Source organism: Microbacterium sp. Y832 (genome assembly GCF_057669765.1).
In genome coordinates this window covers 525,388-543,384 of the sequence record NZ_JBYHFM010000001.1, presented here as the reverse complement: position 1 = coordinate 543,384, position 17,997 = coordinate 525,388, and the positions used below count along the sequence as shown (strand labels likewise).

At 68.9% G+C, this 17,997-nt stretch carries 15 protein-coding genes; 4 read left to right on the top strand and 11 right to left on the bottom strand.

Features of this window, described 5'->3' with window-relative positions; all coding sequences use genetic code 11:
- Positions 1–177 precede the first annotated feature (177 nt).
- From rbfA to AC25YV_RS02190, 6 genes are all read right to left on the bottom strand, one after another.
- Positions 178–603 (bottom strand): 30S ribosome-binding factor RbfA, encoded by a 426-nt coding sequence (gene rbfA / locus AC25YV_RS02215; protein ID WP_488122184.1) that lies wholly within the window; start codon positions 601–603, stop codon positions 178–180.
- Positions 604–657: 54 nt separating this feature from the next.
- Entirely contained in the window at positions 658–3,435 is a 2,778-nt protein-coding gene (gene infB / locus AC25YV_RS02210; RefSeq protein ID WP_488122183.1) for a translation initiation factor IF-2, read from the bottom strand.
- A gap of 56 nt (positions 3,436–3,491) precedes the next feature.
- Positions 3,492–3,764, bottom strand: a complete 273-nt coding sequence (locus tag AC25YV_RS02205; RefSeq protein ID WP_488122182.1) for a YlxR family protein — start codon at positions 3,762–3,764, stop codon at positions 3,492–3,494.
- 32 nt (positions 3,765–3,796) lie between these two features.
- Positions 3,797–4,786 (bottom strand): transcription termination factor NusA, encoded by a 990-nt coding sequence (gene nusA, locus AC25YV_RS02200; protein ID WP_488122181.1) that lies wholly within the window; start codon positions 4,784–4,786, stop codon positions 3,797–3,799.
- An 88-nt stretch (positions 4,787–4,874) separates the two neighbouring features.
- Positions 4,875–6,710 carry a lipase family protein gene (locus AC25YV_RS02195; protein ID WP_488122180.1) on the bottom strand — a complete coding sequence of 612 codons (1,836 nt, stop codon included), beginning with the start codon at positions 6,708–6,710 and terminating at the stop codon, positions 4,875–4,877.
- A gap of 41 nt (positions 6,711–6,751) precedes the next feature.
- Positions 6,752–7,786, bottom strand: a complete 1,035-nt coding sequence (locus AC25YV_RS02190; protein WP_488122179.1) for an LOG family protein — start codon at positions 7,784–7,786, stop codon at positions 6,752–6,754.
- Between the two features lie 63 nt (positions 7,787–7,849).
- Between AC25YV_RS02190 and AC25YV_RS02185 the strand changes: the two genes are divergently transcribed.
- Both AC25YV_RS02185 and AC25YV_RS02180 read left to right on the top strand, forming a co-directional pair.
- Positions 7,850–8,680 (top strand): DUF1206 domain-containing protein, encoded by an 831-nt coding sequence (locus AC25YV_RS02185; RefSeq protein ID WP_488122178.1) that lies wholly within the window; start codon positions 7,850–7,852, stop codon positions 8,678–8,680.
- A gap of 62 nt (positions 8,681–8,742) precedes the next feature.
- The gene (locus AC25YV_RS02180; RefSeq protein WP_488122177.1) at positions 8,743–9,258 is read left to right on the top strand and encodes a pyridoxamine 5'-phosphate oxidase family protein; all 516 of its coding nucleotides are present in this window, start codon (positions 8,743–8,745) and stop codon (positions 9,256–9,258) included.
- A gap of 15 nt (positions 9,259–9,273) precedes the next feature.
- Here AC25YV_RS02180 and AC25YV_RS02175 read toward each other — a convergent pair whose 3' ends face one another.
- On the bottom strand, positions 9,274–11,028 hold the full coding sequence (locus tag AC25YV_RS02175; protein ID WP_488122176.1) for a proline--tRNA ligase: 1,755 nt from the start codon (positions 11,026–11,028) through the stop codon (positions 9,274–9,276).
- Between the two features lie 65 nt (positions 11,029–11,093).
- Entirely contained in the window at positions 11,094–11,438 is a 345-nt protein-coding gene (locus AC25YV_RS02170; protein ID WP_488122175.1) for a DUF2200 domain-containing protein, read from the bottom strand.
- Positions 11,439–11,540: 102 nt separating this feature from the next.
- On the opposite strand from AC25YV_RS02170, the gene AC25YV_RS02165 reads away from it, so the two are divergent.
- Positions 11,541–12,512 (top strand): squalene cyclase, encoded by a 972-nt coding sequence (locus AC25YV_RS02165; RefSeq protein WP_488122174.1) that lies wholly within the window; start codon positions 11,541–11,543, stop codon positions 12,510–12,512.
- 45 nt (positions 12,513–12,557) lie between these two features.
- On the opposite strand, the gene AC25YV_RS02160 is transcribed toward AC25YV_RS02165, so the two are convergent.
- A complete protein-coding gene (locus tag AC25YV_RS02160) occupies positions 12,558–14,921 on the bottom strand; it encodes a transketolase-like TK C-terminal-containing protein (RefSeq protein ID WP_488122173.1) in 2,364 nt (787 codons plus the stop codon).
- Positions 14,922–14,930: 9 nt separating this feature from the next.
- Positions 14,931–15,938, bottom strand: coding sequence for a 1-aminocyclopropane-1-carboxylate deaminase (locus tag AC25YV_RS02155; protein WP_488122172.1), 1,008 nt, complete (start codon positions 15,936–15,938; stop codon positions 14,931–14,933).
- A 122-nt stretch (positions 15,939–16,060) separates the two neighbouring features.
- Here AC25YV_RS02155 and AC25YV_RS02150 point away from each other — a divergent pair, with 122 nt between their 5' ends.
- Positions 16,061–16,714: a GntR family transcriptional regulator gene (locus AC25YV_RS02150; protein ID WP_488122171.1), complete on the top strand. Its 654-nt coding sequence runs from the start codon at positions 16,061–16,063 to the stop codon at positions 16,712–16,714.
- Positions 16,715–16,742: 28 nt separating this feature from the next.
- On the opposite strand, the gene ispG is transcribed toward AC25YV_RS02150, so the two are convergent.
- Positions 16,743–17,894 carry a flavodoxin-dependent (E)-4-hydroxy-3-methylbut-2-enyl-diphosphate synthase gene (ispG, locus tag AC25YV_RS02145; protein ID WP_488122170.1) on the bottom strand — a complete coding sequence of 384 codons (1,152 nt, stop codon included), beginning with the start codon at positions 17,892–17,894 and terminating at the stop codon, positions 16,743–16,745.
- Between the last annotated feature and the right edge of the window lie 103 nt (positions 17,895–17,997).

Here is a 17,997-nt window from a genome sequence, read left to right as displayed (position 1 = left end):
AGCACAGTGAGGCACATGAGCGAGGGGCGTTCCGTTCACTTGTCGCAGACTGACGGCGGGGAGGTCAGCCGAATCAGGCAAACGAGCGACCGGAGCGTCGACGGACGACGCACATCCGAATCCCGGAAACGAAGAAAGCGGATGCCGCGTGGCACCCGCTCTCTTCATCGACGTGGATCACTCCGCGTCGTCACTCTTTTCGTACGGGTCGGCGTCGCCCGCGTAATCCGCGGATGCCGCGAGTCCGGCCACAGCCGCATCCCGCTCGCGTGCCTCGCGCAGCAGGTGCTCGATGTGGCCCGCGTTCTCGGGGATCGCGTCGGGGATGAACTCCAGCGTCGGGGTGAGCCGCACGTTGAGCTGGCGTCCGACCTCGCTGCGCAGCAACCCGGTCGCGGACGTGAGCGCCTGGGCGCTTGCCGCGCGCTCCTCATCTGTGCCGAGGACGGTGTAGAACACCGACGCGTGCTGCAGGTCGCCCGTGACGCGCACGTCGGTGATCGTGACGAACCCGAGACGGGGGTCGCGCAGACCCTTCTCAAGCCGCTCGGCCAGCACGACCTTGATGCGGTCGGCGACACGTGCTTGGCGTTCCGATGCCATGATGACTCCTTTCGAAACGTGGGGGACGCCCGACGGCATCCCCCACGTCGACGATCACGTACGAGGCTTCTCGACCATTTCGGTGGTCTCGATCTCGTCGCCCACCTGGATGTCGTTGTACTTTCCGAGGCCGATACCGGCTTCGAAGTCGGTGCGCACCTCGGTGACGTCGTCCTTGAAGCGGCGCAGCGAGTCGATGGCCAGGCCATCGGCGATCACGACGCCGTCGCGGATGACGCGCGCCTTGGCGTTGCGCGTGATGGTGCCCGAGCGGACGATGACACCGGCGATGTTGCCGTACTTCGAGGAGCGGAACACCTCGCGGATCTCGGCGACACCGGAGCGGACCTCTTCGAACTCCGGCTTGAGCAGGCCCTTGAGCGACTGCTCGACATCGTCGATCGCGTTGTAGATGACCGAGTAGAACCGGACGTCCACACCCTCACGGGCAGCGCGCTCGCGCGCCTTCGTGTCGGGACGGACGTTGAACCCGATGACGATCGCGTTGTCGATCGTCGCGAGGTTGATGTCCGACTCGGTGATCGCACCGACACCGCGGTGGATGATCCGAAGCTGCACGGAATCGTCGACCTCGATCTTGAGGAGCGACTCCTCCAGCGCCTCGACGGCACCGGACACGTCGCCCTTGATGATGAGGTTGAGCGACTCGACCTTGCCCTCTTCGAGAGCACGCGTGAAGTCCTCGAGCGAGATGCGCTTGCGAGCCTTCGCAAGCTGCGCGTTGCGCTCGGCGGCTTCGCGCTTCTCGGCGATCTGGCGTGCCATGCGGTCCTCGTCGGTGACGATGAACACGTCACCGGCGCGGGGCACGGAGTTCAGACCCTGCACCTGGACCGGACGCGAGGGGTAGGCCTCGTGGACGGCGTCGCCGTTCTCGTCGATCATGGCGCGCACGCGGCCATAGGCCGTGCCCGCGACGATCGCATCGCCGACGCGCAGCGTTCCGGACTGGATGAGCACGGTGGCAACCGAACCGCGGCCCTTGTCGAGCTTCGCTTCGATCGCGATGCCGCGCGCCGCCTTGTTCGGGTTCGCCGTGAGGTCGAGTCCCGCATCGGCGGTCAGCAGCACGGCGTCCAGAAGCTCCTGGATGCCGGTTCCGTTGCGCGCCGAGATGTCGACGAACATGACGTCGCCGCCATACTCCTCTGCGACCAGGCCGTACTCGGTGAGCTGCTGACGCACGCGCGCGGGGTTCGCATCGGGCTTGTCGATCTTGTTGACCGCGACCACGACCGGCACACCTGCAGCCTGTGCGTGGTTGAGCGCCTCGACCGTCTGCGGCATGATGCCGTCGTCGGCGGCGACCACGAGGACCGCGATGTCGGTGACCTGCGCACCACGGGCACGCATGGCGGTGAACGCCTCGTGACCGGGGGTGTCGATGAAGGTCAGCGCGCGCTCGATGCCATCGTGCTCGGTCCAGACCTGGTACGCACCGATGTGCTGCGTGATGCCACCGGCCTCGCCCGCGACCACATTGGTCTGGCGGATGGCGTCCAACGTGCGGGTCTTACCGTGGTCGACGTGACCCATGACGGTGACGACGGGCGGACGGATCTCGAGGTCGTCCTCGCTCTCCGCCTCGAGTTCGGCCTCGAGATCGAGACCGAAGCCCTCGAGGAGCTCCTTGTCTTCGTCCTCGGGCGACACCATCTGAATCTTGTAGCCGAGCTCAGCACCGAGAACCTCGAACGTCGCCTCATCGAGCGACTCGGTGGCCGTGGCCATCTCACCGAGGTTGAACAGGATCGTCACGAGCGTGCCGGGCTGCACGGTGTAGCCGCGCAGCGCCTCGAGCTTGTCGGCGAAGTCGGCGATGGATGCACCGCGGCGAAGGCGGATGATCTCGCCGTTGCCCTTCGAGACGTTGACGCCGCCGACGACCGGCGCCGACCGCATCTCGAACTCTTGACGCTTCGCCCTACGCGACTTGCGCTGCTTCGACTTGCCGCCACCCTTACCGAAGGCACCTGCAGTGCCACCGCCGGGGCCACGACCGCGACCGCCACCACCACCGGGGCGACCGGCGAAGCCGCCGGTCGGACCACCGGGACGCTGGAAGCCACCAGCGGCACCGCCGGGACGGCCGGGACCGCCGGGACGCTGCTGGAACGGTGCACCGGGACGACCGCCGCCACCGGGGCGGGCGCCCTGACGCGGGGCGCCCGGACGGGGAGCTCCGGGACGCGGAGCCTGCGGGCGCGGGATGTTGCCGGGGTTGGGCCGCTGGCCCATGCCCTGCGCCGAAGCGAACGGGTTGTTGCCCGGACGCGGGCCGGCGGGCCGCTGGCCCATGCCCTGCGCAGAAGCGAACGGGTTGTTACCGGGACGCGGGGTACCACCCGGACGGGGCGGCTGCGGCGTCGCTGCACCGGGGGTGCCTGCGCCGGCGTCGGTCTGTGCGACCGGAGCCGCGGGGGCCTCAGCAGCGGGCGCGGCAGGCGCGGGAGCCGCCGGAGCCGGCGTGGCCGGAGCGGGCGCCGCCGGAGCGGGCGCGGCCGGAGCGGGCGCGGCCGGAGCGGGCTTCGGCGCTGCGGGAGCAGGTGCGGGGGTCGGTGCCGCAGGGCGCGCGGGACCGGGACGGCCCGCGGGGCGCGCGGGAGCGGGCTTGCTCTCGCCGCCTTCAGCGGGCTTCTTGGCGCCATCTGCCTCGAGGGCGGCGCGAAGTTTGCGAGCCACGGGCGGCTCGATCGTCGACGAGGGGCTCTTGACGAATTCGCCGAGCTCCTTCAGCTTGGCGAGGGCCACCTTGCTGTCGACACCGAGTTCCGATGCGATCTCGTGGACGCGGGGTTTGGCGTTTGCCACAGTTCTCCTGTCTGGGGTCTGCCCAGACAGGACAGACCATTAGTCGCGGACGGGTCTCATTTCGAGCCGTTCACTTTGTTTCCATAGCCATTCAGCCGTTTCTCGATGGTCTGCGTGTCAGGCTGCCCTGACACACGGAGTGCACGCACGAAGGCATGGCGCCGAAGGGCGGCGGCCATGCACTCATGTGTGTCGTGGACCCACGCGCCCCGCCCCGGCAGAATCGCCCGCTCGTCGGGGACGAGGGTCGATTCGATGGAGACCACCCTCAGAAGGGCGGACCGTGGCGCGCGCATGCGGCAACCGACACACGTTCGTACGGGGTCCATGGTACACCTCGACGCTGAACGCCCGGCGCGCGTCAGCCCTCTTCCAGAATGGAGTCGGGCTGGATGTCGATCTTCGCGCCCGTGAGCTTGGCCGCGAGGCGAGCATTCTGCCCTTCTTTTCCGATCGCCAGCGACAGCTGATAGTCGGGTACGAGCGCCCGCACGGCCTTGCTCGAGGCGTCGAGCACGAAGCTCGAGGTGACCTTGGCGGGCGAGAGCGCATTGGCGACGAACTTGGGCAGCTCGGGGTCATAGTCGACGATGTCGATCTTCTCGCCGCTCAGCTCTTCGGTGACGGCCCGCACGCGGCGGCCGAGCTCGCCGATGCAGGCGCCCTTGGCGTTGATCGTGGGGTCGTTCGCCTTGACGGCGAGCTTCGTGCGGTGTCCGGCTTCGCGGGCGAGCGAGACGATCTCGACCAGGCCCGACGCGATCTCGGGCACCTCGAGAGCGAACAGCTTGCGCACGAGTCCGGGGTGAGTGCGCGAGACGGTGATCTGCGGCCCCTTCGTGCCCCGCGACACCGAGGTGACGTAGACGCGCAGGCGCAGGCCGTGGGTGTACTCCTCGCCCGGTACCTGTTCTTCGGGCGGCAGGATCGCCTCGACCGTGCCGAGGTCGATGTGCACCATGCGGGGGTTCGGACCCTGCTGCACGACACCGGCGACGATGTCGCCCTCGCGCCCGCGGAACTCACCCAGCACGGCGTCGTCGGCGATGTCACGCAGACGCTGGCTGATGACCTGCTTCGCGGCGAACGCGGCGATGCGGCCGAAGTCCTCGGGCGTGGACTCCTCTTCGCCGATGACGACGTCTTCCTCATCGCGCAGCGGGATGAAGACCGAGACGTGGCCCGTCTTGCGGTTGAGCTCAGCCCGCGCACCGGCGGGGAGTTCGCCGTCAGGCGATGTGTGCTTGGCGTAGGCGGTCAGGATCGCCTGCTCGATGATGCGAACGAGTTCGTCGAAGGGAATCTCCTTCTCGCGTTCGACGGTCCTCAGCAGTCCGAGATCGATGTCCACGATGGGCCTCCGTATTCAGCTCTCACCGGCGCGTCGAGCGCGCCGGAACCATATGACTTTACCGGATGCCGCCGCGGTCACCGACCTCTCAGCGGAGGCAGTCGTCCAGCGGCAGGTCGCGCCCACCCAGCACGGCATCCGTCCACGAGATGAGCAGCGGCAGGAAGCGTGAGCGGGGCAGCAGGGTGCCCAGATGGTCGTAGCCGCTGTAGACGGCCCAGCGCACCTGCTCGCCGTCGGCGCACAGTCGCTGCACGAACTCCTGCTGCAGCCGCGGGGGGATGACTTCGTCCTGATCACCCCACGTGACGAGGATCGGCGTGCCCCACGGCCCCGTCGCGGCATTCTCGGCGAGCCGTTCGCCGAGGGCGCCGGCGGTCAGGTCGCCGATGTACAGTGGCCGATCCTCGGAGACGCCCAGGGCGGTGGCCACCGAGACGATGACGCCGGGCTCCTCGGGGCAGCGCTGGGTCATCTCGCGCACGATCGTCTCGGCCCCCGTGGCGACGTAGCGCGTCAAGTCGACGTCGGCATACGTATCGGCGTACGGCACGAGCACCCACGACGTGAGGATCGTCAGCAGCGCGTTGCTGTCGCTCTGCAGCATCTCTTCGGCGAGCGCGAGTGGCTCGGCGACGGGCGCGAGCACCGCCGTTCCGCGGATGTCGAGTTCGGGCGCGTACTCCTCGGCGATCTCCGACATCCACAGCGCCGCGTGCCCACCCTGCGAGTGCCCCCATGCGACCGTGCGCGGCGACAGGATCGACCCCTCGAGTTCGCGCGCGGCCAGCACGGCATCAAGCGACGAACGGGCCTCGCCCTGGCCGATGAGGTAGGGGAAGACCCCCGGCGCCCCCTGACCGGAATAGTCCGACGCCACCACGATCCATCCGTTGGCGAGCGCGCGGTCGAGCCCGGGGATCGCCCAGCGCGTGGCGGACGCATCGCGCAGGCTCGGTGCGCAGCCGCGCGCCACGCCTGTCGTGCCGTGGTTCCATGCGATGACCGGGCGCGCACCGGGCGGGCGCTCATCGGGGACGATGACGAGCGCGCTCGCGACGGCCGCACGCCCCAGGGCGTCGCTCGTCGTGTACAGGATGCGGGTCACCTCGGCACCGGGCGGATGCTGCCCCACGAAGTCGTCGGAGCGGATCAGGCGACCGTGCTCATAGGGCACGAGGTCGGGCGGGTCGTAGAACGCGTCGACGACCTTGGCGCCCTCCTGCAGCCAGTCATTGAGCCACCAGCCGCCGGATGCCGTCACGACCAGCAGCGCGGCGAGCGCGTATCGGCCGGCGGCCGCCCATGCACGCACGCGCGCACTGCGGCGCTGCCCCGTCTCACCCGCCGGCGCAGGCTCGGACGTTCCGTGGCGGAACCCGCGCACAGCGCGCACGAGCGTCGTGATGCCGAAGACGGTGGTGCGCACACCGAACACGATCGCGACGACGAGCACCGTGACGTCGGGCCAGGTCAGCGCGAGCACACCGAAGGCGATCTGCGCTCCCGCCCACGCGAACGCGAGGACGCGACGACTGACACTGCCTCGTGTGAACGCGTCGAAGAGCGAACCGAGGCCGCCGAGGATGAGCAGGTACGCCAGGAGCACGGGGAGGAACTCGAGGGTGCGTCCGAAGCCGACGAGCACGGCGAGCCCGAGAACGATCCACGCGCCCGCGAAGATCCGCCGTGGCCAGGTCGCCGCCCGGCGACCGGCGAGGTCGGCGACGCCGGAGACGACGGCGCTCAGCCCGATGTAGATCGTCAGGATGACAAGCGATGTGAGCGGCCGCGTGATGATGAGCAGCCCCAACAGCAGGGCGAGGGCACCGACGAGCAGCAGCACGAGCGGCGGGGCTTTCGCGACGAGGCGCGGCAGTGCGCTCCACCGTGGGGCGACCCCCGCCTTGCGCTCCTGACTCACCGTTTTGATTGTAGATCGGCTCGCGGGCTTGCGAGGATGCGTCAGCTCGCGGTGCCGAGGCCGTTCACGGCGCGGATCAGCCGGTACAGCGACCCGACCTGGAACTGGTCGAACACCACCGCGAGCCGCGGCAGGTCGACGCGGTCGTCGTCTTCACGTTCGGGCCGGAGCGCCTCGGACCGCTCGATGCGGCCCTCGGCCGCGAGGAACCCGAAGCGTTCGTTGAGCTCGTCGATCTCGGCATCCGTGGGCTCGTGGCGCAACCGCAGCACGAGCCGTCGACCGACCCAGCGCAGGGAGTCGTAATTTCGCCAGAATCCGGTGATCTCGGATGCGGCGACCTCGACGGAGTCGGTGACCAGCACGCGGTCGAAGTCGTCAGGCGAGATGACGCCCGACGCCACCAGCTGCTCGTCGACGAAGTGCCGCAAGCCGGCCCAGAACGTGCCCCCCGGCGCATCCAGCAGCACGATGGGTGTCGGGTCGGCCTTTCCCGTCTGCTGCAGCGTCAGCAGCTCGAACATCTCGTCGAGCGTGCCGAACCCGCCCGGCACGCAGACGAACCCGCGGGACTCTTTCACGAGCATGAGCTTGCGGGTGAAGAAGTACTTCATCGTCACGTTGTTCGCCGCCGACGAGATGACGGCGTTCGGCTTCTCTTCGAAAGGCAGACGGATCGACACCCCCAGGGAGCGCTCGGCGCCCGCACCCTCGGCCCCCGCCTGCATGATTCCGGGGCCGGCGCCCGTGACGATCATCCAGCCGCGCTCAGCGAGCGCCGCAGCGACCTCGGATGCCTGGCGGTAGAGCGCGTCCTCTGGGCGGGTGCGCGCCGAGCCGAAGATCGTCACTTTGGGGACGTCCTCATAGGGGGCGAAGAGCCGGAACGCCGCACGCATCTCGGTGAGCGCGGCCGATGTGATCTTGAGGTTGAGCCGGTCGGACTCGTCGAGCCCCATGCCGACGCCGGTCGCGAGGATGCGTGCGATGAGATCTTTGTTCTCGTGGATGCCGGCATCCTCGATCGCCTCGCGGATGCGGTGGGTGACTTCGGGAGGGACAACGCTCTCGGTCATGACTCCAGCGTCGCATGAACCACCGTCGCAGGGTGCGCCTGAACGTCGATCTATGCTGGCCCCGTGCCCTCCGCGCCCGCTGTGAAGTCCGCCGCCCGAGAAGCGGCATCCAACCCCGTGCTGCGCCTGCTCGCCCGTGCGGGGTATGTCGCCAACGGAATCGTGCACGTGCTCATCGGTGCCATCGTGCTCGCGATCGCCTTCGGAGCGCCTGGCGAGGGCGATCAGGCCGGAGCGCTGAAAGCGGTCGCCTCGGCGCCGCTCGGATTCCTGCTGCTGTGGGTCCTCGCCGTCGCACTCATGGCCCTGGGTCTCTGGCACGCGTTCGCGGGCATCATCGCCCGCGCGGCGCGCGACGATGTCAAGGGAGCGGCGAAGAAATGGGGACGGCGCGCGTCGGAATGGGGCCAGGCGGCGGTCTTCCTCGCGCTCGGGATCATCACTGCCGCCGTCGCGCTGGGAGCCCGCCCCGACGCCGAGGAGACGGCGGAATCCGCGAGTCGCGGCGTGCTGCAGCTTCCGGGAGGCCCTTTCGTTCTCGGCCTGACGGGGCTGGGGATCGCGATCGGAGGCGTCTCCTTCATCGTGATGGGCGTGCTGCGCAGCTTCCGGAAACGGATGGACCTCCCCGACGGCAAACGAGGTCATGGGCTCACGGTGGCCGGGAGCGTCGGCTTCATCGCGAAGGGCATCTCACTCGGGGTCGTCGGCGTCCTCGTGGTCGCCGCCGCGGTGCAGAAGGACGCCGCGGCCGCGGGTGGGCTCGACGGCGCCATCGACGCCCTTCTGGAACTCTTCCTCGGTCACCTTCTGGCAGGGCTCGTCGGTGGCGGGTTCGTCATATACGGCGTCTTCACCGTGTTCCGCGCCCGCTACGCGAAGCTGGACGGTTAGACGTCGCCGCCCCGGCTGTCAATCCCCTCGCGGCGGCCATGCCATCCGCCGAGGCTGGAGCCATGACAGACAGCGAGGCGCAGGAAGTGACCGGGCCCGAGGCGATCGCCCGGGTGAAGGAGCTCGTCGAGGACATCGATCTGACGATGCTGACCACCCAGGACCCCGAGGGTCACCTCGTCGCCCGGCCGATGAGCACGAGGCAGATGGACGACGACGCGGCGATCTGGTTCTTCACCCTCGAAGACACCAAGAAGATCGACGAGGCCCAGGCCGAGCGTGACGTCGGACTGTCCTACATCGACCCCAAAGGGCACCGCTACGTGTCGATAGCAGGCAAGGCGAGCGTCGTCGACGACCGTTCCAAGATGGAGGAGCTGTACACCTCGTCGCTGGACATCTGGTTCGAAGACGGGCTCCAGACCCCCGGCATCACCCTGCTGCGGGTCACGCCCGTGGAGTGCGAGTTCTGGGAGCCCAAGAGCGGCAGGCTCGTCACGGCGGCGGGCATGCTCAAGGCGCTCGTCACTCGCGACTCCCCCGATGACACGATGCGCCACGGACGAGTCCGGTTCTGAGCGACCGGGCCCGCCTCAGCGGCGGAGGCGGCTGACCGCCTCGGCGGCGGGGACGACGTCGCGCTGGCCGGTGCGGCGATCCCACAGCTCGACCTCGCCGGCCGCGGCGCCGCGTCCGACGATGACGATGTGCGGGACGCCGACGAGCTCGGCGTCACCGAACTTGACGCCGGGCGAAACCTTCGGGCGGTCGTCGTAGAGCACGTCGAAGCCCGCGGCCTCGAGCTCGGCGGACACCGCTTCGGCAAGCTCGAAGGCTGCGGCATCGCGTCCTGTCGCGACCACGTGCACGTCGAACGGGGCGACGGATTCGGGCCACACGAGGCCCTTGTCGTCGTTGTTGAGCTCGGCGATGATCGCGAGGATGCGGGTGATGCCGATGCCGTACGAACCCATCGTGACGGTCACGAGCTTGCCGTTCTCGTCGAGCACCTTGAGCCCGAGCGCCTCGGCGTACTTGCGTCCGAGCTGGAACACGTGGCCGATCTCCATGCCGCGGGCGAGTTCGACGGGGCCCGAGCCGTCGGGTGCGGGGTCTCCCGCGCGCACCGTGGCGACCTCGATGAAACCATCGGCGGTGAAGTCACGACCCGCGACGAGCGAGTGCACGTGCTTCTGGTCGATGTTCGCGCCCGTGATCCACGCCGTGCCGTCGACGACCCGCGGATCCAGCAGATACCGGATGCCGGTCGCCGACTCTTCGCCGAGGATCGGTCCCATCTCGGACCAGGGGCCGATGTAGCCCTTGACCAGCAGCGGGTGGCGCTCGAAGTCCTCGGGCGTCGCCGGTTCGACCTCGGCCGGGGCGAAGGCGACCTCGACCCGCTTGTCGTCGACGTCGCGATCACCCGGCAGCCCGATGATGACGAGCTCGCGCGTGCCATCGAGGTGCGTGAGGGCGAGCACGACGTTCTTGAGCGTGTCGGCCGCGGTGTATTCGCCGTCCAGCACGGCGTTCGAGTGTGCGACGAGCGTGTCGATCGTCGGTGTGTCCGGCGAGTCGAAGATGACGGGAGCGGGCAGGCCGTCGAACGGGATCGGCTCGGGTACGACCGTCGTGAACGCCTCGACATTGGCGGCATAGCCGCCGGCCGAGCGCACGAAGGTGTCCTCGCCCACCGGCGTCGGGTGCAGGAACTCCTCGGAGCGCGATCCGCCCATGGCGCCCGCATCCGCCTGCACGATGACGTACTCGAGGCCCAGACGCTGGAAGATGCGCTCGTACGCGTCGCGCTGCGCCTGGTAGCTCGCCTCGAGGCCCGCGTCACTCGCGTCGAACGAGTAGGCGTCCTTCATCGTGAACTCTCGCCCGCGCAGGAGGCCGGCGCGGGGACGCGCCTCATCGCGGTACTTGTCCTGGATCTGGTAGATCGTCAGCGGCAGGTCCTTGTACGACGAGTACATGTCCTTCACGAGCAGAGTGAAGACCTCTTCGTGTGTGGGCGCGAGCAGGTAGTCGGCTCCCTTGCGGTCCTGCAGGCGGAACAGCGCATCGCCGTACTCCTCCCACCGGCCGGTCTGCTCGTACGGATCGCGCGGCAGCAGCGCCGGGAAGTGCACTTCGTAGGCACCCGCCGCCGCCATCTCGTCGCGGACGATCTGCTCGATCTTGCCCTTGACCCGCAGGCCGAGCGGCAGCCAGGCGAAGACGCCGGGCGCCTGGCGGCGGATGTAGCCCGCGCGCACGAGCAGTCGATGACTGGTGACCTCGGCATCGGCGGGGTCTTCGCGGAGCGTGCGGAGGAAGAAGTGCGAGAGACGGGTGACCACGAGCGACAAGTCTAGGGCGCGGGTCGCGTCGCGGGTTCCCTGAACCCCGGAAGCGTGTGCAGCGGTCAGCCCGCGCGGAGCACCTTCTCTATGGTCTTGCCTCGTGCGAGCTCGTCGACGAGCTTGTCCATGTAGCGAATCTTCTGCATCAGGGGGTCCTCGATCTCCTCGACCCGCACGCCGCAGATGACCCCCGTGATCTGCTCGGCCGCGGGGTTCAGAGCCGCGTCCTCGAAGAACGAGGTCAGGTCTGTCTCCTCCTCGATGTGGCGTGCGAGAGCCGCGTCGTCGAAGCCGGTGAGCCAGCGGAGCACCGCGTCGAGCTCCTCCTTCGTGCGTCCCTTCCGCTCGACCTTGGCGACGTAGAGCGGATAGATCCGCCCGAAGCTCATTCCGAAGATCTTGTGCACGCCGCCACCCTACGCCCGACCCGTGCACGGCACTCGCTGCACCCTCGCCGCAGCGAGCGCCCGGGTCTTTACCGTGTCGACGACCGGGCGTACCGTGCTGACATGGCTCTCGAAGCGCCGGTGACGGCGTGGCTTCTGGATTCGGACCCGGCCCTGCGCTGGCAGGTTGAGCGCGATCTGAGTGGCGCTCCGGAAGAGGTCTGGCAGGCGACCCGGCGACGCGTCGCGACCGAGGGGTTCGGCGCCGCGCTGCTGGCCCAGCAGGACGCCGACGGCCAGTGGGCCGGGGGCGCATACTTCCCGCGCGGTTACTTCGACAGCGCCGAGCGTGACGAGCCGGGCCAGCCGTGGGTCGGGACGACCTGGGCACTGAAGGACCTGCGGGAGTGGGGCCTCGACGCCGAGTCACTGGGCGATACGGCGGAGCGTCTCGCTGCCCACAGCCGGTGGGAGTATGACGATCTCCCCTACTGGGGCGGCGAGGTCGATGTCTGCATCAACTCCTTCACTCTCGCCAACGGCGTCTGGCTCGGCGCAGATGTGTCGCGGCTGGTTGCATGGTTCCCCGAGCATCGCCTCGCAGACGGAGGCTGGAACTGCGAAGCGGAAGAGGGCGATTCGGTGCGCTCCTCCTTCCACTCCACCCTCAACGCGGTCCGCGGCATCCTGTCGTACGAGCAGGTGACGCCCGACCCCGCCCTGCGCGCCGCCCGCCACGCCGGCCAGGAGTACCTGCTCGAGCGTCGACTGCTGCATCGACTGTCGACGGGTGAGGTCGTAGGAGAGTTCGCGACGCAGTTCCTCTATCCGAACCGGTATCGCTACAGCACACTTGCCGCGCTGGACCATTTCCGCGCGGCAGCGCTCCTCGAGGGAACCGCTCCCGATCCTCGCCTCGCCGACGCGATCGAGACGGTGCGCGCGGCGCGGCGGCCCGACGGCACCTGGCTGCAGGAAGGTCGGCTGGACGGACGCACGTGGTTCGACATCGACGTGCCACCGGGCGAGCCGTCGCGCTGGCTGACACTCATCGGCACGCGCGTGCTGGAGTGGTGGGACGGCGCCGGGCGGTGAGCCCGCTTCTCACGCCGCGCGCAGCACCGTGACGGTGGCTGCGCCTCAGCGTCCGAGCAGATCCAGCGCGGCGTCGACGATGCTGACCACGTCGATGCCGTGCAGCGCGTAGGCGTCCTCGAGGCTCGACGACTGGCCGAACTGCGAGACGCCGAGGCTGCGGAGGCGGTCTCCCCGAACCGCGGCGAGGAACGACAGCGTGTGCGGATGCCCGTCGGCAACGGTGACGATCGGCACGGTGCGCGATGCAGGAAAGAGCTGGTCGACGATGGCGCTGCGCGAGGACTCGTCGAGTCGATCTCGGCTCTGCAGTGAGCGGAAGACGAGGTCGGGGCTCGTGAGGCACACGACACCGGCGGCGACGCCGAGGCTCTCGAGCCGCTCCGCGGCGGACAGCACCTCGGGCATGATCGCGCCGACGCCGACGAGGGTGACCTCCTCATCCGCGCCCGCGTCGACGAGTCGATACCCACCCGCCACGACCTGCCGCCGGCGACGCTCGAGCATCGCCGGATCCTCGGGAAGGCGGGCGAGCGCCTGATCGATCGGTCGCGTGGTCAGTCGGAAATACGCCGACGTGCCGTCCGGCGTGCCGATCCGGCTCATCGCCTCGAGCATCGTCCACTCGAGGTCCTGAGCGAACGCCGGCTCCCACGCGATGCAACCGGGCTGCTCGAGCCCGATCGACGGAGTCGTGATCGACTGGTGCGCGCCACCCTCGGGGGCGAGCGTCACCCCCGAGGGCGTGCCGACGAGGATCGACTGACCGCCCGCGTAGATGCCGTACGACCAGGGCTCGAGCGCGCGAGTGACGAACGGATCGTAGATCGTCGCGATCGGGATGATCGGCTGCCCCCACCTGCTCCACGTCGCGCCGAGTTCGCCGGCGAGGCTCACGAGGTTGACCTCGGCGATGCCCAGTTCGATGTGCTGACCGCTCGATGTCTCCGACCACTTCAGCAGCCGGTCCGCGTCGTCGGCGAACCAGTCGCGGCGCTCCCCGACCGCCCACACGCCGGTCTTATTGATCCAGCCGCCCAGGTTCGTCGACGAGGCGACGTCGGGGCTCAGCGTCACGACGCGGCGCGCGGCGTCGGGAGCCGCGCGGGTGAGGTCCGAGAGGAAACGGCCCAGCGCCGCCTGTGTCGAGATGACCGCCCGGTACCCCCACGGCAGCGACGCCGGCACGGCGGTGGGTTCCGCGAGCGGGATGTCGGGACGGCGAAGGCGTTCGGCCGCGGCTGCGATGACCGCCTGCTCGTCGGTGCCGTCGTCGAAGGCCCGCCACGGGTCATCCAACGACGTCCCCGACAGCACGGCGAGCTCGTCGAGCTGTGCGGCGTTCAGCTGCGCGGAGTGGTTGTTCGGGTGCCCCTCGGTCGCGAGACCGCGGCCCTTCACGGTATAGGCGAAGAGCACCGACGGGCGGGTCGGATCGATCTGCTCGTACGTGTCCAGCAGCATCCGGATGTCGTGTCCGCCGAGGTCGCGGATGGCGGCGGCCAGCTCCTGCTCCTCAAGGGAATCGACGCAGGCACGCAACCCGTCGGACGGCGCGGGGCCGGCGACGCGCGCCGCCAGCTCGGACGGATGCGAACGCAGCAGGCGCTGATATTCCTCGTTCGGCATGGACTCGAGGCGTTTCCGCAGCTCGTCGCCGCCGGGACGCTCGAAGATCGCGCGGATGCGCCGCCCCCATTTGACCGTCAGGACCTGCCAGCCCGCCGCAGCGAACATCCCCTGCAGCCGTTGGATCTGGATGTCGGGGATGACCCGATCCAGCGACTGCCGGTTGAGGTCGACGATCCACAGCAGCTCGCCCATGCGCGACACCTGCGGGTCGCAGATGGCCTCCCACACGGCACCCTCGTCGAGCTCGGCGTCGCCGAGCAGCGAGATGAAGCGCCCCGATCGCGGCGTCTCGGGAAACTGGTCACGCAGATAGCGGTGCGACAGGGCCGCCCAGATCGGCGCCGTCGCACCGATGCCGACGCTGCCGGTCGAGAAGTCGACGGTGTCGGGGTCCTTCGTGCGACTCGGGTAGCTCTGCAGGCCGCCCTTTTCGCGCAGGCGCGGCAGATACGACGCATCGAGCCCACCGAGCAGGTAGTTGATGGCGTGCAGTGCGGGCGACGCGTGCGGCTTGACCGACACCCGATCGTCGGCGGTGAGCTCAGAGAACCACAACGACGTCATGATCCCGACCATCGACGCACTCGATGCCTGGTGCCCGCCGACCTTGACGCCCGACGGATTCGGGCGTCCGCGGTTCGCACCGTCGACGATGGCGGTCGACAGCCACAGCACGCGCTGCGCGATCCGATCAAGCACGTCGTCGCCGAGCGACGCAGCGGCCGAGAGGGGGCGGTCGTTGACGGAAGGGGCGACGGCCTCGTCTATGTCAGTCACCACGGAAGACTAACGAAACAGTCCGCTGTATGCGTTGAGCGCCAGCTGGCCGCCCAGGTGCGCGTAGAGCACGTTGCTCGTCGCGGGGATCTCCTTCGATGCCACGAGATCGATGAGTCCCGCGAGCGACTTGCCCTCGTACACGGTGTCGGTGATCATCGCCTCGAGTGAGCCCCCGAGCCGGATGGCTTCGAGCGTGGATTCGACGGGGATGCCGTAAAGGTCACCCGCCCACCCTTCGAGGATCGTGATCTCGTCATCGCGCAGGTCGCGACCGAGACCGATGAGCTCGGCGGTGTTGCGCGCGATGCGCTCGACCTGAGCGCGGGTCTTGTCGATCGTCGCCGACGCGTCGATACCGATGACGCGGCGGGGGCGGTCCTGTCCCGCGAAGCCGGCGATCATGCCGGCGTGAGTCGAGCCCGTCACGGTGCAGACGATGATCGTGTCGAAGAAGACGCCCAGTTCGCGCTCCTGCTGCTCGACCTCGTAGGCCCAGTTCGCGAAGCCGAGGCCGCCGAGCGGGTGATCCGAAGCACCGGCGGGGATCGCGTAGGGCTTGCCGCCCTCGGCGACGACCTCGTCGATCGCCTGCTGCCAGCTCGATCGGATGCCGATGTCGAAGCCGGCGGAGTCGAGTGTGACCTTCGCCCCCATGATGCGCGACAGCTGGATGTTGCCGACCCGGTCGCTCAGCGGGTCGGGCCACTCGACCCAGTTCTCCTGCACGAGGCGGGCCTTGAGCCCGAGCTTCGCGGCCACCGCGGCGACCTGACGGGTGTGGTTGGACTGGTAGCCGCCGATCGAGACGAGCGTGTCGGCACCCTGCGCGAGCGCCTCGGGCACGAGGTATTCGAGCTTTCGGGTCTTGTTGCCGCCGAAGGCGAGGCCGCTGTTGACGTCTTCCCGCTTGGCCCAGATCTGAGCACCGCCGAGGTGCTGCGTCAGGCGCGGCAGATGCTGGATCGGGCTCGGCCCGAAGGTGAGGGGGTAGCGCTCGAAGTCGGTGATAGCCATGTCGTCCTCGTCAGGTCGTGGGGAAGAAGTGCCGCAAACCTACCGCAATATTTTGGATATCGCATTTCGGATGTCAGATTCGGCCGTAGAATGCCGGAAGACCCATCCTCGCGAGGAGCTCCATGCCTGTCCCCTCTGCCAGCCCCGTGCCGGCACGCGAACTCCTGCGCGACAACGTGTACACCGCGTTGCGGGACGCCATCGTCGACGGCACGCTCGCTCCCGGCGAGCGCCTGCGCGACACCGAGATCGAAGCATGGCTCGGGGTCAGCCGCACCCCGATCCGCGAAGCGCTGCTGCGCCTCGAGCGGGCCGGACTCGTCGTCTCGCAGCCGGGACGCGCAACGATCATCGCGCCGCTCGACGCGGATTCGACACGCAGCGCGCAGCAGGTCGCGGCATCCATGCACGAGCTGGCCGCGCGACTTGCCGTCCCCGCCATGACAGACGCCGAGCTGGATGACCTCGCGGCGGCCAACGACGCGTTCGCAGCGGCGATCGAGGCCGGCGACACCGACGCGGCACTCGCTGAGGACGACCGCTTCCACGGCGCGTTCGTGCATGCGTGCGGCAACCCCCTCGTCACCGAGGTGCTCGAGATCGCGACTCCCCTGCTGCGCCGCGTCGAACGACTGAGATTCGGCTCTCACTCGGGGCGCGACTCGGTCGATCAGCACGCCGAGATCATCGCCGCGGCTCGCGCACGCGACGCCGAGGGCACAGCGCGCCTGTGTCGCGAGAATTGGCTGTCGCTGCGCTACGCCGCGGAGCCGTGACTCGACGCGCCCGCGAGCAGCGTGATCGTCAGCTGGTGACGACCTGGGCCGTTCCCACGGCGGCATCCGGACCCATTTCGGCCGCGATGCGGTTCGCCTCTTCGATGAGCGTCTGCACGATCTCGGCTTCGGGCACGGTCTTGATGACCTGACCCTTGACGAAGATCTGGCCCTTTCCGTTTCCGGATGCCACACCCAGATCGGCCTCGCGTGCCTCACCCGGGCCGTTCACGACGCAGCCCATCACGGCCACGCGCAGCGGCACGGTCATGTCCTTCAGGCCCTCGGTGACGTTGTCGGCCAGCGTATAGACGTCGACCTGAGCCCGCCCGCAGGACGGGCACGAGACGATCTCGAGCTTGCGCTCGCGCAGGTTGAGCGACTGCAGGATCTGGTGTCCGACCTTGACCTCTTCTGCCGGCGGGGCCGACAGCGACACCCGGATCGTGTCGCCGATGCCCTCGGCGAGCAGAATGCCGAACGCCGTGGCGGACTTGATCGTGCCTTGGAAGGCGGGACCGGCCTCGGTCACCCCGAGGTGCAACGGCCAGTCGCCGCGCTCGGCGAGCAGGCGGTACGCCTTCACCATCACGATCGGGTCGTTGTGCTTGACCGAGATCTTGAAGTCGTGGAAGTCGTGCTCCTCGAACAGCGAGGCCTCCCACACGGCGCTCTCCATGAGGGCTTCGGGAGTGGCTTTGCCGTACTTCTCGAGCAGGCGCCTGTCGAGCGATCCGGCGTTGACGCCGATGCGCAGCGATACTCCTGCGGCCTTCGCCGCGGCGGCGATGTCGCCCACCTTGTCGTCGAACTGGCGGATGTTGCCGGGATTGACCCGCACGGCCGCGCAACCGGCGTCGATCGCCTGGAAGACGTACTTCGGCTGGAAGTGAATGTCGGCGATGACGGGGATCTGACTCTTCGCCGCGATGATGTGCAGCACATCGGCATCGTCCTGCGACGGCACCGCAACGCGCACGATCTCGCAGCCCGACGCCGTGAGCTCGGCGATCTGCTGCAACGTCGCGTTGATGTTCGTCGTCGGGGTCGTCGTCATGGACTGGACGCTCACCGGCGCATTGCCGCCGACGAGCACCTTGCCGACCTTGATCTGGCGGCTCTTCCGACGCGGGGAGAGGACTTCCGGCACGCGCGGGATTCCGAGGTTCACTGCTGGCACGCCCCCAGCCTACGGCGCGGGGGCAGGGGGGGCCTGGCAGGGCGCCGAGAGAGGCGCCTGTGGTAGTTTCGGCGCATGCCCGCGAACCTCACCTGGTGGCCCG

What these genes read in the sequence shown, in the direction of transcription:
- AC25YV_RS02180 (WP_488122177.1), top strand. Translation starts at nt 8,743, where the DNA reads ATGACAGACAGCGAGGCGCAGGAAGTGACCGGGCCCGAGGCGATCGCC.
- AC25YV_RS02155 (WP_488122172.1), bottom strand. Translation starts at nt 15,938, where the DNA reads ATGGCTATCACCGACTTCGAGCGCTACCCCCTCACCTTCGGGCCGAGC.
- AC25YV_RS02150 (WP_488122171.1), top strand. Translation starts at nt 16,061, where the DNA reads ATGCCTGTCCCCTCTGCCAGCCCCGTGCCGGCACGCGAACTCCTGCGC.
- rbfA (WP_488122184.1), bottom strand. Translation starts at nt 603, where the DNA reads ATGGCATCGGAACGCCAAGCACGTGTCGCCGACCGCATCAAGGTCGTG.
- AC25YV_RS02205 (WP_488122182.1), bottom strand. Translation starts at nt 3,764, where the DNA reads ATGGACCCCGTACGAACGTGTGTCGGTTGCCGCATGCGCGCGCCACGG.
- AC25YV_RS02190 (WP_488122179.1), bottom strand. Translation starts at nt 7,786, where the DNA reads ATGACCGAGAGCGTTGTCCCTCCCGAAGTCACCCACCGCATCCGCGAG.
- AC25YV_RS02165 (WP_488122174.1), top strand. Translation starts at nt 11,541, where the DNA reads ATGGCTCTCGAAGCGCCGGTGACGGCGTGGCTTCTGGATTCGGACCCG.